The following is an 18642-nucleotide window of genomic DNA, read 5'->3' on the forward strand; positions in this document are numbered from 1 at the left end:
GACTCAATACTTGGGCACCTTGGGGTCAATTTGTTCTGACCATGCCGCGATGCCGCCTTTGACGCTTTTCAGGTTCTTAAAGCCCTGCTGACGCAGAAATTGCAGGGCTTTCATCGAGCGCATGCCACTTTTGCAGTGCAGATAATAAGTGGCCTCGGGATCCAATTCCTGCACACGTTGGGGCAACTGGCTCAGGGGGAGCAGCACGGTGCCGGGGATGCGGGCAATCTGATATTCCTCCGGCTCGCGCACGTCCAGAACCACCACGCCCGGGCGTGGATGCTCCAGGCATGCTTTCAGTTCTTGCACGGTGATTTCGTCAGCGGCCTTGTTTTGCGAGGCGGCCGCGCCACACACAGGTTGGTATTCCATAAGTTGCGTAATAGTGGGGGAATCGCCACATACCGGACAATGCGGGTCGCGTCGTACTTTGATTTCCTTGAAACGCATCCGCCAGGCATCCACCACCAGCAGACGGCCCAGCAGGGGATCGCCCCCGCCCAGGATGAGTTTCAAGGCTTCGGTTGCCTGCAGACAGCCCACCAGTCCCGGAAGCACCCCCAGGACGCCAGCTTCTGCACAGTTGGGGGCGGCCTCAGGGGGCGGGGGCTCGGGATAAAGGCAGCGGTAGCAAGGGCCGCCCAGGTGCGGAGCAAACACGCCGGCCTGGCCTTCAAATCGGAAAATGGCGCCGTACACGTTGGGCTTGCGCAGCAGGACGCAGGCATCATTTGCCAGGTAGCGGGCGGGGAAATTGTCGGTGCAATCCACGACCAGGTCGTAGGCAGAAACAATTTCCCGCGCGTTGGCGGCTGTCAAACGCTCCGGGTGCGTGATGACCTGCACCTGCGGGTTGAGCCAATTTAAGGTTTCCCGCGCGGAGGCCACCTTGGGGCGTCCCACGTCGGAAGTGCCGTGCAAGGGCTGGCGGTGCAGATTGGTCAAGTCCACCACATCGAAATCCACCAGCCCCAGGGTGCCCACGCCCGCAGCCGCCAGGTAGATGGCCACGGGAGAGCCCAGCCCGCCCGCTCCGAGGATTAAAATGCGGGCGGCGCAGATTTTTTTTTGGCCTTCCACGCCCACCTCAGGCAAAATGAGGTGGCGAGCGTAGCGGCGCAGTTGTTCGGCGCTTAAGTCCATCGTTAACAGGACGGGGAAACCTTACGCCGGAAGGCCGCAATTGCAAGTGAGCAGCACAAACGCTTTATGAATCGAGAAGTGCCACTCAGTTTCAAGAGCCGGGCCACCCCCACGGCGGCCGCGGAAGTGGCGGCCGGGATTTTGCGCCGCTCCAAATTGCGGCCGACTCTGGCCATTCAATTGGGCAGTGGTTTCCAGCATTTGCTGGCCAGTTGCACCGTCGTTTTGGAAGTGCCTTATGCCTCCCTGCCCGGTTTTGCCACACCTGACGTGCCCGGGCATGTGGGCAAACTGGTGCTGGGCAGCATCGAAAAAATCCCGGTGGTGCTCCTCTGCGGCCGCTCCCACTATTACGAGGGGAAATCCCTGGCCGAAATTACTTTTCCCATCCGCGTCCTGGCCGAGCTGGGCATCAAATCCATCCTGCTCACCAACGCGGCAGGGGGTATTAACAGCAGCTATCGGCCGGGGGACTTCATGTGCGTGACCGACCACATCAATTTCATGGGCGAGAATCCTCTGCGGGGAGCCGTGGCTCCGGGGCGGCGGCGGTTTATTGACATGACGGATGCCTACAATCGTTCGCTACGGCGGCTGTTGCAGGAGGCTGCTGACCAGAACCAGATACGATTGCATCACGGCGTGTTCCTGGCGGTCAGCGGGCCCAGCTTTGAAACTCCAGCAGAAATCCGCGCTTTTGCCTTGTTGGGCGCGGATGCGGTGGGCATGAGCACGGTGCCGGAGACGATTGTGGCCCGACAATGCGGGTTGAAGGTTGCCGCCCTGGCCTGCATCACCAACTTTGCCGCCGGCCGCAACAAGGAGCCGCTTTCGCATCACGAAGTCCTGGAGACCGGCAAACGCGTGGCCCCGCAGGCCACCGCCTTGATTGAGAACTTTGTCCGGCTCTACGCGAGCCGCTAACTGTCAGGCATTCAGCGGATTTGCCGGGCGGAGTTGGTTTTTCGTCAGCCCGCCCTCCTTACCACTCGCTGCTTTTGACGGAGGTTACCCGCGCCAGGGATGCTTCCACGGGGCGCGATAATCGCGCTTCAGGAGTTTGGCGGCCTCGGGATCGCCCACGATCTGCTCGGTGGCGGCGTCCCAGGTGATTTTGCGGCCGGTGTCGTAGGCAATCATGGCCAGCTTGACCGCGGTGGTGGAGAGGTGCGCGTCGGCCACGGTGCAACTGGCGGGTTTGCGTTCGCGCACCGCATTGAGAAACTCGGCCATGTGCAGCGTTCCGGCGTCGGCGCGGGCCTCATTCACCTGCCGCTCCCGGCCCTTGCCGCGGGGAATCACGATCCAGCGGTCGTCGGTGACAAAGACAGTCTGCGTCTCACCGTAGAAGAAAATGCCATTGTTCACCTCGGGCGCGAATTCCTCTGCGCCCCAGATGCGGTGCCGCCAGGTGACCGGACAGCGGGCGAATTCAAAATGAGCCGTGAGCGTATCCGGCGTGGTGATTTTGTCGCGGTAGTGGTAAATGCCGCCGGCGGCGGCGACGGTGCGCGGCGTGGTCTCACCCAAGATCACGCGCACGGCGTCAATCAAGTGGATGCCCCAATCCACCAAATGGCCATGGCCGCTGGTTTTCTCCAGGCGCCAGGAAAAATGGCCCACCTGCGGACTGTAGGGAATCTTTGGCCCCGGGCCGCACCACAAATCCCAGTCGAGTGACGCGGGCGGGTCTTGCGGCGTGGCGTCCTTGGGGTTGGCATTGTAGTGAATCTGGGCTTCGACGTGCACAATGCGCCCGGCCTTGCCGTCGGCAATATGCTGGCGCACAGCTTGAAAGGCGGGGTTTTGGCGGCGCTGAAAGCCCACCTGCACGATGCGCCCGCTTTGGCGGGCGGCTTCCACCATGGCTCGCCCCTCGCGCACGTCGTAGGCCAGCGGTTTCTCGCAATAAACGTCCAGCCCTTTTTCCACGGCAGCGATAAATTGCAGGGCGTGCCATTGCGGAGGGGTGGCGATGATGACGGCCTCCAGTCCCGGGGTGGCAAGCAATTCCTCGTAAAGCTTGAAGGTTTTGGGGCGTTCGCCCTGAAGCTTGGCGATTTCGTCGGCGGCCTTGGCCAGGTGGGCACTGTCCACGTCGCAGACAGCCGCCACTTCGACGCCACCGGCCTTGAAGGCGGCCCGCACGTTGACCAGGCCGTACCAGCCGCAGCCGATCAGGCCAAGCTTGATTTTCCGGCCGGCGGCGGGCTCTTCGGCGGCGCGGGTGGAAACTTGGGCGGCCACGACCGTGCCGGCCGCGGCGAGACTGAGAAAATGACGGCGGTTGAGATTTTGCATATCAGAATTTTTCAGAAACAGCGGATTACGAAAAGAAAAAAAGAGGTTGTGAATTGCTCGCCGTGTTTTGCTTAACGGTGAGGAGGAAAGGCGGAGGAAACAACTTGAGACGCTCCAGATGGTGCGGGTGATCCGCCGGGAGAGCTTAAGGGTTAAAGGCAGATTCTGCGCTAATCGCGCCGCGTTTTCACGCGATTACGGCGCCGCGGCTTCACCGCTGCTGCAGGTTGCTAATGATACATCAAATAAAATTAAAAATATAAGTTGTTCTTTTTCAACTTTGTGGTATGTATGGTAATGCCCATCGCCAACATTCAAACGTGATTCCCATGAATGCTCGGCCAGAGCCTGGAGTGGAATCCGGTCGTATTAGGCCAATCGAGGTCAAGTACTGGATAATTTTTGTCTTGTTTGCCCTTTTACTGGGTTTGGCCGGACCGCCTTCCCACCAAAATGGGCCATTGGACACAGATGGGGATGGCCTGTCCGATGCCGATGAAATCAACCTTTACGGCACCAACCCCAATCTGGCGGATACCGACGGCGACGGGGCCGGGGACGGCGATGAAATCAAGGCCTCCACGAATCCGCTGGATCCGCGCAGTGTGTTCAGACTGGTCGCGCCGCCGCAACGCACGCCCGAAGGCCATTGGCGGCTGACGTGGAATACTGTTAGCAATCAAATTTATCACCTGCAACGCGCCTGGGATGACAATCCGTCCGCCACCAACTGGCTGACCATTGCCTCCCTGACCAGCACTGGTGCGACCGCCAGTTTTGTGGATACCGTGAACCAGCCTCGCCGGTTTTATCGTGTGATGCTCAATCCGGTGGCACAAACCAATTTGATTGGCTCGGGCACCTATCAATTCCTGCCGCTGGACGCCAATCAACAGCCCATGGAGGGCAGGCAGATCAGCATTCAACCGGACGGCACGATTCCGCCTTTTGAACTGCGTTTGTTGGGGCTGGTTGCCGGGGGGACGGATCACGGTTTTTATTTGCGTTTCCCCCAGGGTGGGCGGCTGGTCAGCGGACTGGCACAGACCTTACAGTTCAATACCGTGGTGGCGGCTTTCGGGCCGGATTCTGCTTATCAACTGGCGTACCCATTAGCCGTTACCAATGGGCCTTTGCGCAGCCTGCCAGTGGGTGAGGTGGATGTTTCCGTGCTGGTCACTTTGTTTGGCCTGCCGGAGACCAATGGCCTGGACGTGGTGCTGTTCCAGCGGTTTCCCCTGAAGATTTTGCGGGGCGTCTTTCGGGATGACGGACTGCACAACGCCGTGGTGGCATTGGAGGGACTGCAGTTGCCGTTGCCTGGTCTCAATCTGGCTTATCCGGGATTCAAGCTGGATATGTCGCCCAAGACGGGTTTACGTCTGGCGGTTGCTGGCAATTTCAAGCTGCCGGTCAACGCGGGTTACGTGCCGCAGGTAACGGTGCCCGCCAGCCGTCCGCTTTGGCTCGATCTCAAACCCAGCGGCGACCTGCGGCTGGGCGGACGCGCCGAGGTGGCATTTCCCCAAGGCCCGAAATTCATGGTGGATGTTGCGTTGGACGATCCCCACTACCACCTGTCCATGAGCGCGGGCAATTTGCATGCTGCGCTGTTGGGATCGCTGGCGGATCTGCTGCCCGCCGCGCCGGCGGGGCCGGCGTCCACTGATGCCGCCACCCTCAATGAGGCGCGCCGCCGGCTGGGGTGCTTTCAACAGGCCATCGGCCAGTTCAGCGCGGCTACGGTGGGCGTCGCGCCGCCGGGAGTGGACACGCGCCCCGACGCGCCCGATGAGGCTTTCGCCACGGCCGGCAGTGTGTTGCGCGCCTGGGGCTTCATGGGGGGGTGCGCTCAGAATCTCTCCGGCGCCGGACTCTCCACTGCGCTGACGCATGCAGCGCAACAGGCCGCGGCCCAGCGCGACTTGAAGGCAACGGTGGAGCAACACGGCGCGTTGATGCGGCTCAAAGCCGCCCAGGTCGCCGGCGGACTGCAACTGGACACGGCCCAGCAGCAGGAGTTGGACGCTGCGTTGGCGCAGGCTGCGGCCGCCGTCGCGGCGCGGGCGCGGGCAGGCGATGCAGTGGTTTCGTTGGATAACATGCTCATGGTCATGCAAGGCCTGGTGGAGATGGAGCAGTCCCGCCAGGCCGCAGGTTTGGCGCCGAACCCGCAACTGCAGGTTGCCATGCAAGAGTTGCTGGGGCGTTTTGCGCTTTTCCACACCGCCCGTCTGGGAGTGTCCAACGGGGTGTTCTCGCCAGTGTCGGTGCCAATCCAAGCCCTGAACCGTTTTGCCGCCATGGAAGAACTGCGTTTATGGGTCAGCACACTGGCGCTGGCACAATCGCTGGGCCTCGACAGTCAAATCACCGCGCCAGTGAATGAGGCGATGGGCCAGTTGGGATTGCGTGTGTGGGCACTGCTGGAGGCCGCGCTCGCAGAAGCCGAGGCACGGGGCGATTACGCCGCGTTTACTGATGCGCTGGAGGATGCGCTTGAGTTTATCGCGCTCCAGCAAACAGGCATCTTCCCGGACCACCCCGCACTGGCGGGACTGCCTACCGCCGCCACACTCAACAGTTTCCCGGCACGACTGGAGACTGTGCTGGTGGCGGACATGAGCCGCCCGCCGCTGGAGCGGAGTTTGGGCAACTTGAAGCGCGACATGGCGCGGCTGACGGCGATTCTCCGGCAACTCCCGGCGGGTTTCACTTACTCACCCGCGCCCATCCAACGGGCCCACGAGCGCTTGGACGCCAAAATTACGGCGAGCTTTAACCTTCTCAGCCTCTTGTCATTGGATGACTTGCAAGTGCTGCTGGAGGCAGGCATTGCCCTGGAGGAATACCGCGCGCGCTTCAACCTGACGGCCACGGTGCCCTGGGAAAGCACCCGGTTGCCGGAGTTGGTGGCGCGCTTGGGTGCCAAGGCAGCGCAGAGCAACGCCTGGCACGGGCTGGACAAGGCCATGGGCACTTTGCTGGCCGAGTCCGATCGCCTGGCCGCCAACAATCAGCTCATCAGCCGCCGGGTGTACTTGCAGCAGGCCGCCGCCCTGGCTGCGACGGCGCGCACGGTGGCGGTGGCTTTGTGGCAGCAGGAGAAATCGCGGCGGCAGACCAATCCTTTGATGTACGTGGCGGACATGCTGTTGCCCGGGGATATTTACGTGGACCGCGTGGCAGGATCAGTGCGCTATCATCGGCATGACAAATACCTCGAGGGCGCGTTCAGCGGACAGTTGCGCCTGCCCAAATATGACCTTTCGTTGACCGTGCAAAATGCTTCGCTCAACACCAGTGGCGCGTTTGATTTGAACCTGCACGGGCAGGTGGGGATTGGGGCGGGAGCAAATGCCTTCGGCACGATCTCCATATTACCGCGTCGCCCGCTGCATCTGGCGTTGACGGAAGACCGGCATTTGACCCTGGCGGGCAGCGGGCGGGTGGCATTGCGCAATGGCATGGCGTTTGAGGCCTTTCTCACGCTGGATGATCCCACGTACGAGTTTGGCTTGAGCGCCAGCGGTCTGCGGTTTGATTTGGCCACGAACATCATGGGATACATCCCCGTGATTGACCGTGCACGCCTGGCGCAACTGGGGCCGGAGGTGCGGCTGGCGCTCAATCGCTACCAGGCCAGTCTCAGCGCTGCGGCGGAGGGGTTGTCCAGTCTTGCCGACCCGCCGGAATTCGCGCCCATGGGCACGCCGCCGGATTATAGCGAAAGTGTGTTCACCGTTTCCACCGATCCGTTGAACGCCGCGGCCAGTGGGGTGCTGATCGTGCTCGTGGCGCCGGCGGCGTTGGGGTACGTGGCGGCGGATGCGACGGTCACGCAAATCCGTGAGGCCACCACGCCGGTGGTGCAGGCACTGGTGCGCGATTTACAGAAAGCCCTCGTCAAGGCCGCGCAGGACTGCGACCGGGCGCGCGCGGAACTGGCCGGCGCCGCCGCGAACCAGCGGGCCGAAGCTCGTCGCACGCTCATCCGGGCCGCGCGTGAAACTGGCGAGGCACTGGTGCGCGTGGCCGAGGCGGGGGAGAAAGCGCGCGAGCGACAACAAGCCGGCGCACTTGGCACGGAGGGCACCAACCCGGCGCAGACACCGGAGGCTCAAGCAGCCCGCACCGCGCAGCGCCAGGCCTTGGAGGCGGCGGCGGCGGAACCTGTCATCACTGTGAACCCGGACACGGAAATTGCGCTGCTTTCCGGCATGGTGGACTACCTGGCCACGGAGCAGGCTGTGGGCGGCAATCCTGGGGAGGTGGACGTGGCCATGCGCAACTACATAACCAACGTGCGCACCAAGATGTTCGCCGAACACGGCATGGATGCCCAGGGAGTGGTGACGAACGCGGCGTTGTTCAATCAACTGACCGATGAGCAACTGGAAAAGCTGCTCTCGGGCACCAGCAAGTTTGCGCAAGTTGGGTTGATGGCCAATGACCCCACGGCGTTGAATGTGATGCAGCAGGTGGCCCGCACCACGTTGGTGCGGCGGATGATGTTGAACAGTGACGCACTGAAAAAGGCCCGGCAGGCCCGCTACACCACGCCGTTTTCCGGGGGGCAGGATGTGGACGGCCTGCGCCAGGAGGCCGAGTGGCCCATCCTGAGCAAGTCCGCCACGCTCCTTGCCGAGATGCAGCTTTTGGGTGTGGATGATGCACCAATGCCGGCGGGTTACGACGGCACCCCTGGGGCCACCACCGCTGTTGCGGAGTTTCCGCGCCTATTGCAGGGCCTGAATGACAATACGGGCAAGCGAGCGGCTTACCTGACTCCCGAATCTCCGCAGGCGGACCGTAATTACATGTTGGCCGTGCGCCAGCGCAACATGGAGGAGCGGCTGCGGCAGTTGCGCGCGGCTGAGCAGGCCGCGCTGCTCAAGCAGGCCAAGACCAATGCCAATGTGCCGCCCGGTGTCCTGTCCGCGTGGCAAAGCAGCCTTAACACTGCCGCCAACCGCATGTTTGAGGATGTGCGCGCCTGGGCCAATGCCTCGCCCGTGCTGCAATTTCCGCTGAAATCCGCCCTGCGGCTGGGCCGCGAGCTGGCCGGTCTGGGCCGGTTGTTGGAGGAGACCGGCGAGCCTGCCGGAGCGGGCTTGCGGGGGCTGGCCCGTCAGCAGCAGGGTGGCGCGCCGCATCAGCTCAACGCCAATCGTGCCCAATTGGAGGCGTTTCGCCTGGAAATCTTCCCCAAGTACACCGCGCGCGTCACGGCGCTGGCCGACGCGCAAAAGGCGTGGTGGATATTGGCCCGGGTGAATGAGGTGCTGCTCGACGGCGTGGCGGGCAAGGCAGTGAACGACTTGAGTCTGTTGGAGCAGGCGGGGTATGCGGCCTCGGAAAGCACGCTGGGTATGGGGGGCGAGGTGCTTGTGGCGTTGCGGGAAAATGTGCGTTTGTTGAACCGGCCGTTGGAGCTGCGCCTGCCCGGGGATGTCGTGGTGGAGCGAGTCTCCGGTTCGGTCTATTACCGGCGCGACACGGGCTACCTGCGCGGCACGTTTGGCGGGCGGCTGGAGTTTCCCGATTTGCAAAACGCCTTTTTCGAGATTTCGCACGCCTCGCTGGACAATCAGTTAAACTTTTCCATCGCCGCCGCCACCGCCGGCCCGTTGCCGTTTGCGGGCGCGCGTGTGCGGGCCTCCATTCAGGCGACCGGCGCGGTGGGGCGGGCCTTGTCCCTCACCGGCACCGGCACGCTCACCTTGACCAACGGCCCTGACTTTAATGTGGCGGTGGGCTTCAATTCCGAAACCCGCACCCTCTCCTTCGATACTTCGGCCACCGAGCTGCAATGGTGGCGGCTGACGGACAAGTTGGTGCTGTTTGACGCCGGTTTTGGGTTTACGGTGCGGCCCAGCGCGCAGTACGGCCAGTTGCGCGCCACCGGTTCGGCGGGCTTTTTTGCCCGAACCGCCCTGGCCACCAACCGGCCGCCGCATGGCACCAACTTTTATTTGTTTGCGGAGCACGTTACCGCCAGCGCCGACTTCCAACCCGGCCAGATTGAGCTGACGTTCAGCAACGGCACCCTGCGGCTGCCGGAATTCTTCAGCGCAGGATTGTGTCCCAACGTGCCCGCCCACGCCGGGCCGTCCGTGGAGCTGAATCCACAGAATCCCATTCGTGTCACCTTCCTGCCCGAAGGCGCGGGCGGCGAGCCGGAATTGCGCTTCACTGGCGAGTTGGACTTCTACAACCTGGGGGTGCGCGTGCCGGATCTGCCCGGCCTGGCGGCCGAGCTGTGCAGTGCGCGGATGCTGTTTAGCAGCAGCGAGCTGCCGTGGTTCACCAACCTCAATGGCACGGTGCAGATTCCTCTGCCGCGCGGGCAGACCTCCCGCGTGGACATCCTTAATGGCGCGTGGCGGTTGGACGGCTTCCCCAGCGGCAAAATCCGCCTGGCTACTGACGTGACGCTGCTGGACCTGGGCGGCACGGTGGTCAAACTGCTGGGGGCGGGCAGCGCGATATGTCCTGAAGGCAACGCTTTCACTGCATTTCCCGCCGCGCCGGGCACGCTGCCGCGCATCCGGTTGGATGGGGCGGTGGAGGTCACCCTGCCGGCGAACGTTTTGACCAGTGTAACCGGAGATGTGGCGCGGGCCACCGCTTGCGGCGCGCTGGATTGGGACTTGCGGGAGTTGCCGCAGTTGACGTTGGAGACCGTAGCCTTCGCGGGCAATTTTCACCTGGGCGGCGGCAATGGCCTGGTGCTGACCAATGGCAGTCTCACCTTGCGCAACCTGCACCGTTTGTTTGATGACCGCGCCAACCCTTCGGATCCGTTCTCCATTGAAATCGGCGGCACCATCCTCGTGCCCAATGGGCCGGGGTTTGGCTTGCGGGACACCAAGTTTGTGTTCAATCATGCCAATCCCCAGTTCCCCGGTCAGCCACAGTTCATTCCCGGCACCATGATATATGATCAGCACCAATGGGAGCTGGCCAACCTGATTCCGTTTCAAGTGCGCCACGCCGAGCTGACCTTCCGCAGGGGGGATCTGCCCCTTGAAGCGCTGCTGCACCCCACCAATATTATCGTGACCATCAGCGCGCGCCTGGCCATTCCGCCGGATGGGCCTGTATTCCAGGGCGAAGTGAATGACCTCAAGGTGACATATGAGCCGGACGGCACGCCCATCTTTGGCCTGCAATCGGTCCGGCTTTCCCTTGATCCCGGCCTTGCCCTTACACCCATTTCCGATGTGAAAGGGGACATTTTCATCGGCGCACTGGATCAGAATCCGCCGAACCCATTTTTTGCCGGGCGGGTCGGTGGCACTTATCAGACTTATAAATTAACCATGCTGCTGGCCTTTACACTGACCGGGCCGGTGGGCTTCTGCATTGATGTCAATTTTGGCGCGGCGGGTGTCCCGCTGGGGCAGACCGGTTTTCTCTGGACCGGGGCCAATGGCGGTTATCATTTCCTCAACGAGTTTGGCGATCCCTGTGAATTTACCGCCTATATGGATGCCGAGACCGGGCGGCCCAAGTCCGCTCCCGCGCCGCATCTGCCGCCGGTGCCCGCACCCAAGATGAACTGGTCGGCATTTCGCAATTTTCTGGAGCGCGCGCGGCAACAGGCGGAGCTGTTTGCGCAAAGCGTGCCCGGTGGCGGCAATCTCGTACGCACCGCCCTGGTGCCCGGCGGGACCGCGCCAGGCGTCAGCGGGCCGGTCAACGAGTTCAACATACCTTGCCCCGATGATTGCCCGCCGCCGACAGTGAACATTCTCTGTATGCCCCACCCCAATCAGGAGAAATTCCCCGGTAAAATCATTCTGAAGTTCACTTCGATTGACGAGCCGACCCTCAACAACGTCTTCGGGATTACCCAGCAGCGCATTCAAGACTTGAAAAACCAGGGGGTCAGCCTGGCTTCCAATCTGGCCAATGGCATCCGGTTGAAAGTGGCGGAGACGTTGCCCAGCGCGGATCCGGGCATTGTCGGGGTTGATGCCGCCCGGCGGCTCAACCAATTCCGGGAGGAATCGTTGAATCTGGTGGAGCAGAGTTTCCGCGAGGCATTTGCTGCGGCCATCAACGAACAGCAGGGGGCGGAGCTGATTTACACCGTCATCCGTGACGTGGTGGAGGCCGGCCTGCCCTGCCCGGATGTCACGTTCAAGGTGGGCGGCACCTTCAGTTATGCCGGCATTTCCGCGTTTGCCAACGTCACCGGCGAAGGCACTGTGGGCACCACCGGCTCGGGCGGCGTGGGTGGCAAGCTGAATGTGTTGGGGGTGCCGATGGCGCGCGCCAAACTCTTTGTCTCCGCCACCGATGCGCGTGGGCTGCCCAATCCCTCGGTCTGCGGGGATGTCAACGTGTCCCTCGGCCCGCTGGAGCTGGGCACCTTGCGCGCGGAATTGCGCTGCGACGGCTGCGTTTCGGAAATGCTAGCGGCGTTTGGCAACTTTGTGCTTGGCCTCAGCCGTGCCACGCTGGATCACCTATTACACAAAGTTGCCCCCCAATATGTGGGTTACGCCGCTACGGCCCTGCCGGCGCTGTTGAACGATCAGCAAAAGATTGCGCTGCTGGGGGAGATGATTCAATTGCCGCCCGAGCTCGCCCCGCCCGGCTTGAAACAAATGTTCATTAACGCTTTAGGGGAAGGCCTGGATCGCCTTAATCCCGAGCTGCGCCTCTGCGGGCAGGTGCAGCCGAAAATATTTGGAATCCCGCTGGGCTATAATTTGGGCGGGGCGGCCGCGTATGCCAACAAGACCAACATCATCGCCGTGGGCAGCGGTTCACCGGCGGCGATGATGGCGGAAGTGCTGGGGCGCACCTATGTCCTTATATTGCCGGCTTATGCGCTGATGTTTTTCTCCATTTTTTCCAATGAGGAAATGATGTTTTCTTACAGTGTAAGCTGGCCGAATGCCAGCGATATGCTGTTGGCGGGCCTGGAGGGTCGTCTGCGCAGCCCGGAGGCCATCACCCGCTACCTCGATGAGTCTTTCGATTACGTCACCGAAAACGCGGTGTATTCGTTCAGCTATGCTCTAAGTCCCATGGGACTAAAATCCTTCGATGCCCAGGCGCGCGTCATCATGCCCAACCTTACGGCGCATCCGGCCTATACGGGCACGTGGGTGCGACCCGAGAACCGGCAGCCGCCGCTGCCGTCCCGCCTGGAGCTGCTGCTCTCCGCCCTCACCAATCATCTGCCGGGCACCACGGCTGGATTGATTGCCGATCCAAACTGGAAGGGGCGGCCCGAGGACCTGTTTCTGGCTTTTCCGGAAGGCTCCCCCCAGCGCGCCCAAGTCACCGGGCGCAGTTTTGCCAATGATTACTTCCCGCACGGCGGCATCCTGGGCGGGGCTTATTTGGGGGTGCCGCGGGCGCTCTATGAGGCGCCGCCGGAGGAGCTGCGCACCGCGATGAATCCCAACGCGCCACCGCTGGATCGCCTGCTTTCCGCCATCACCTATGTGCAGCAATACATCCTGGCCATGCAGCCGGCGGGTGCTCTGGGCTTTTATCTGCCGGCGCCCAATCCGCCCAGCTTGACAGATACCAATGGCCGTCCGCTTTCGAAGCGCGCCCTGTTGGAGTCCATCAACCGCTTTAATTTCCGCGGCATCAATCCCGGCCCGCCATATCCAGTGGAGGAAGTGTTTGTGACGGGTTATTTGGAGGGCAAACTGCTGGGCGTGCCAATTGGACGGGCGCGGCTGGATGTCATGCCACCCGACTTCGACCAGGGACGGCCCGCCTATTTTCGCGCCCTGGCGCAGGTGCCGCCCAACCAATGGCTGAGTGAGTTCACCGACGGCGCCATACTGGAGTTTGAGATGACGCAGTGCCCCACCATCAATATTGAACGCAACTTCACCCTGTACCTGGAGCGGCTGCTCAACCAGTTGGGCACCGCCACCAACGAAGCGCAGCTTGATGCGACGGCCCAGCAGTTCATGCAGGAAATCGCAGCCAACCTGCCCAAGATCAAATTGGAGGCCACCCTTACCAATTTCCATTTCCCCGCGGCCTGGTCCACCCTGCTGCAGGCCGATGGCTCCTTCTCCTTGGGTGCGTACTCGCCGCGATATGATCCCAATTACCAGCCGGCCAATCAATCGCCGGTGGCCAAGGCGCGGCGCGAAGGCGGGCTGGCATTTCAGGGCCGCGCCCGCTTCAAGGCCGGGCCGGTCACGCTGGTGGACATTGCCAACGCCGAGTTCTCCGTCTTGCCCAAGGCCAGCAGCCTGCCGGCGGTCAGCGCGCAGTTGAGCGCGCCCGTCATGCCGTATGAGCTGCTCACTTTCCGCAACGTGTTGATTGACTTCTCCACCGAACCCGCCCCGCGTTTCAGTGCTATAGGCGATCTGGAGGTGTTTAATATCGGCAGCTTCCGATGCCTGCCCAACAGCGGGCCGCTCTTGAGCGGACGCCTGAGCGTTGCCTTGTCCAACAGCCAGCCGGCCATCAGCGTGTTGATCCATCCTGCACGGCTGGCGCTGCCTTCGCTGACCGGCGACACGCTATTATTGCACGGCGCCACCCGCCATGATCCCTTCACGTTCAGCACCACCGGGCCGTGGAATGCCACCGTCGAATTGACCAACGATTTGAACTTGTTGAACATGGTGCGGCTGGGTGCAGGCGGACTGTTGGGCACCGCAACACTCAGCGGCCAGGGCGTGTCCAGCGCCTCCTTCTCCCTACAGTTCGGTCCTTCAGCCTCGCTTACTTTATTCCCCGGGCGAGAGGGCCTGGAGCGGCAGGTTATGTTGCAGCCGGGCGTTCAAGGCTCGTTGCAGGCGCAGAGCGACGGGACGTTTTTGCTGACGGCCACGCTGGGCGGCCAGGGGATGGTTATCGGCGGTATATCCGTGCCTGCCGGCGCCACGCTGCAGGCCAGCCAAAACGGCGTGCTGTTCACGTGGTCGGCGGGCGGCGTGAATGGCTCATTGGGCCTATCCGCTGATGGCACGCCCACCTTCAATGGGGAGGCCGAGCTGCCGCCCTTAAATCTGGGCATCTTCCGGATTAGCGGGGCGGACGGCGGCAACCTGCGAGGCGCGTTCAATGAGCAAGGGTTTGCGGTCAACTCGGGCGCGAAACTCACCCTGTTGGCCGAGTGGCTGCAGAATCAATCGCTCACCCTTCAGAGCTTTACGGCGAGCAACAACGGCGCGGTGGACATCCGTATCACTTCGCCGGGGCAGTCATTGTGGTTGTCGGGGTATCCGTTTGAGTTGACGGGATTCCATTTTCAACGCAATCCCACCAACGGCGGCGACGGTGTGGCCAGGCTGGCGTTGGAGGGCACCTTGCGCGCCGGGGCCACGTTCCCGGGACTGCCCACACTGAATTTCACCGGCACTGTTTCCAGCGCCGGGGAAGTTCACATGGGGACGTGGGCGCCTTCAGCCGTGTGGTTTTCATTCCCCACCCGCAACTTTAGCAGCGCGCTTGATTTCTCTGCCATTCAGCGCGTCGGCCGCCTCCGCGCCTCGTTCAGCCTGGGCAGTGGCGCCGGCTTGTGGGCCTTGTTTTCCACCAACTGGTTCACCGGGGAATTAAATGCCGATGGCGCTTTTAACTTTGCCGCGACAAATGCCTACACAAGCCTCCAGGGCTTTGGATTCACCAACATTCAGTTTCGTTTTTCACGACAGGGATCGGCCCATATACCGCAGGTACGTTTGGAGGGCGATGTGCTTTTGCCCGGTTTCGATGGGTTTCGGCTGGGTGGTAATATTCAGAGTGACGGCGGCTGGGTCCTGTTTTGGACGCCCCCAATGCCGATGTTCCCGGTGCCGTATCCCGCCTTCAGCGGCAATGTTTCCCTGGTGTTTAATCAGAATGGCATGTTTGCCGGCGGCACCCTCGAAGTGCCGCCGCTGCCGGCGGTCAACGTCAACGGCAACATCACTAATAATGGCGGATTCCGTCTCACCGGCACGCTCGGCAGTTTTTCATTGCTGGGTTTTGCGGTTAATGGCGGCACGCTGGCGCTCGACCGTCCCGCGGGGGGCCAGGCCACAGTGACGCTCACTGGCAGCCAGTTGACCGTGCCCAATCTCGCCGGGACTCATACCGTCAACGGCGGATTCACCAACAACGGCACATTCCGGCTGACCGGCACGGTCAACAATCCTTCCTTTGCAGGGCTGCCGGTGCCGGGTTTGAGCGGCGCGTCCACGCTTGAATTCACTCATGAACAATTGTCGCTCAGGGGTAATTTGCGGACGGATAGCGGCGTACTTGCGACCGTGGTGCCGCAAGGCTCCTTGGAGGGAAGCATCCGCGTATCGCCGGGCGGCACGCTACAACTCTCCGCCAATCTAACCATTCAGCCGTTCACCAACGACGTTATTCGGGTGATTCCTTATGTCGGGCCGGTGTTTGATGCAGTGCTCAACAATGCCGGCCTGCATCTGACGGGGGGTGCCCAATTCCAATTCGGCACCAACTTCGCCGCCCCATTGCCGCTGCCGGCCATCACGCTTGATGCCAATGGGAATTTCTCGGTGAGCGTGGGAGATGCTCCGCCGCTGTCGCTTACCTGGCGCGGGTTTGGACTTGCGGATGTCCGTTTCACCCTGGAGCGCGCCGGCCAAACCTTGCGGGTGCCGGCATTCAGCGGGCAGATCAATGTGCCGCATCTGGGGCGGCTGATTCGGATTAGCGGCAGTTTAACCAATAATGGCACTTTTCTGCTTTCCGGGTCCATGGGCGGCCCTGTGAGTTTAACGGCGGTCTCCCCCCCGCTGCCCGTTTCGGTCCTTGCCGACGCTTCATTAAATTTCAGTCACAATGGGTTGGTGGCGTCGGGCAACTTAAGTGGCGGCGTCCTGAACCATTTCCCCATCAGCGGCGCGGCCAGTGGCACACTGACCATTACTCCCGGTGGCGTGACCTTGGGCGGCACAGTGACGCTGCAACCGATTCAACTCGGCGCTTTCCGCATTGAAAGTGGCGGGGGTGGCGGGGCCATCCCCGCCTCCTGGAGCGTGAATGAACTGCGCTGCCCGTCCAATCTGAGGTTGCTGTTCAATGGCGCCACATTGTTCAACGGCAATTTGAACGATTTTGTCCTCCAATCCAACGGAACCTTCAATATCAGCGGCACGTTGCCCGCCATCACCTTAAATGGCTTTAGTATGAGCGGAGGCAATTATCAGGTGGAACGCACCGCGTCCACCATGAGCCTGACCCTCTCCAAGGCCTCGCTGAGCATTCCGGGCTTTACCACCGCGTTCAATGTGTTGATGGAGGGCAACCTGGAGAGCGATGGCACCTTCAGTTTGATCAATGCCAATGCGATCAGCGGCTCCTACACGCCCAACAGCACCTTGTCCATCAACTTCAGCGCCGCCAGCGCTGTGCGGTTTGATCAGCAATCATTGCGGGTCACCGGCACTTTTAGCGGCGGCGCTCTGGGCACCATCAACTCTGGCATCAGCCTCACCGGCGAGTTGTGGGTGCAGAGCAACGGTGTCATCACTCCCTCGGCCACCTTCACGCTGCCCGAACTGTTGCTCGCTGACAAGACCAGCGGTTTCCACCTGGCCCCCCTGGCCGGCGGCAATTTCCAACTGGTAGTGGACGGTACTGGGGTGCGCTGGCCCGCCGGGGCGCGACTCTATTATCGCAACACGGCACTGGGCCAGTTCGCTCTGCCGGAATTCACCATACCCCGCAGCGGCAATTTCTCCTTCACCACCCCCGCGGTGGAGATATCCCTGGATTTCTTTACGCTGACTGGTTCGCTCACCCTCGCGCGCGCCAGTGGCGTGACGACTTTGTCCATCAACAGCGGTACCGCGCTGCAGTTGCCGGGGCTGGGCACATCGGTGAATGTTTCCGGCACCGTGACCAACAACGGCACCTATCGCGTGGCCGCCCCAAAAACCGCCGCTTTGGCCCTGCCGTCCACGTTCCCCGTCGCGCAATTTAATGCTGGTTCCGCCGTCATCCTGCAACGCACTGGTGGTGTCACCCGATTGTGGGTGGAGGGCGATGTCAGCGGCGGTTGTTTGGGCGGCTCCGGCAGTGACGATCTGCGTCCGGTCAACGCCACCGCCACACTGGACATCACCAGCAGCGGGGTGCTGAGCCTCGGAGGCACGCTCTCCATCCAGCCGGTGAGCGTGGGGGTCTTTCAAATTGAAGGTCCTTCAGCAGGCGCCCATATTGCGTTGCTGTTCACCAACAACACGCTGCGGGCCACCGGGGCGCGGCTGCGGATGACGGTGGCCAACATCTTGGACCGCACCCTCGATCTGCCGGCGTTTGCCATACCCGCCGACGGCCAATTCACCATCCCTTTATCTCCCGGCAATCTGGGCGTGCGCAATTTCCCCTTCACCAATGTTACTTGCCAGTTGGTCCGCCATGCTCCGGACGGCGGCGGGTTGAACGATATGAGCCTGGGCAATTTTGCCGGTAACCTTGGATTCGCCAACTTTGGCCAGCGCTTTACCGGCGGCACACTCTTTTCCTCCGGCGCCCCCGCGTTTGACTGGGAGGGCAGCCTGACCCTGGCGGGCTTTACGGCGGGGCGGGGTTACTTGCGCCTGCGCAGTTCCGGAATGAGCGCGGGGGGTGAGTTCAACTTAACGGCCGCGGGACGCACGTTCCACGCCGGCATGGCTTTTGCCGGCCATGTTTTTACCGACGCCACTTTTAGTCTGACGGGCCGGGGCACTCTCTCCATCAACAACCTCGAAGTGTTGGAGGCTGACTACACGCTGAATGCCAAGGGTATCAGCGGCTCGCCCACCCTGCGTTACGGCGATCTGAACAAGTTGAGCTGGACGCCGTCCAATTTCACCTTGATCTCCTCCATGGGGGTGGCTTTTTCCCATAGTTTGAGCTGGAATGAGAATCTAAGCATTTTCGGCAGCGGCAACCTTGCCAGCTTAAGCATTTCCGCCACCCTGCTGAGCACCAGCGGCAGCGGTGATTTTGAAGTGCGCTTGGGGGGCAACATCACCGTGCTGGGCAATCAGCAGAGTTTTAATGAGAGCTTGAGTCCCAGCCTGGAATTTCGCCGCAATTTCCCGCCGCCCGCGGGGCCGTGCGTGGACTTTGACCTGGCGCCGCTGCGCGCCAAGGACTGCAACGTCAATTGGCCGTAATGGCTTTGAAAACCAGCAGGACCTATGAATTCCTTTCAACAATTATCTCACTACAACCTCGCGTTACAGTGTG

Annotated in this window: 3 protein-coding genes and 1 pseudogene; 2 read left to right on the forward strand and 2 right to left on the reverse strand. The window is 61.8% G+C overall.

Annotation, left to right across the window (positions count from 1 at the left end):
- Window positions 1-3 precede the first annotated feature (3 nt).
- On the reverse strand, window positions 4-1143 hold the full coding sequence (gene moeB / locus N3J91_12300) for a molybdopterin-synthase adenylyltransferase MoeB (protein MCX8157206.1): 1140 nt from the start codon (window positions 1141-1143) through the stop codon (window positions 4-6).
- A gap of 66 nt (window positions 1144-1209) precedes the next feature.
- Here moeB and N3J91_12305 point away from each other — a divergent pair, with 66 nt between their 5' ends.
- Window positions 1210-2067, forward strand: coding sequence for a purine-nucleoside phosphorylase (locus N3J91_12305; GenBank protein MCX8157207.1), 858 nt, complete (start codon window positions 1210-1212; stop codon window positions 2065-2067).
- An 84-nt stretch (window positions 2068-2151) separates the two neighbouring features.
- Here the strand turns inward: N3J91_12305 and N3J91_12310 are convergent, their stop codons facing one another.
- A complete protein-coding gene (locus tag N3J91_12310) occupies window positions 2152-3444 on the reverse strand; it encodes a Gfo/Idh/MocA family oxidoreductase (GenBank protein ID MCX8157208.1) in 1293 nt (430 codons plus the stop codon).
- A 464-nt stretch (window positions 3445-3908) separates the two neighbouring features.
- On the opposite strand from N3J91_12310, the pseudogene N3J91_12315 reads away from it, so the two are divergent.
- A pseudogene (locus tag N3J91_12315) lies at window positions 3909-18569 on the forward strand (hypothetical protein).
- The last annotated feature ends 73 nt before the right edge of the window (window positions 18570-18642 follow it).

Source organism: Verrucomicrobiia bacterium (assembly GCA_026414565.1).
Taxonomy (GTDB): Bacteria; Verrucomicrobiota; Verrucomicrobiia; order Limisphaerales; family Fontisphaeraceae; genus Fontisphaera.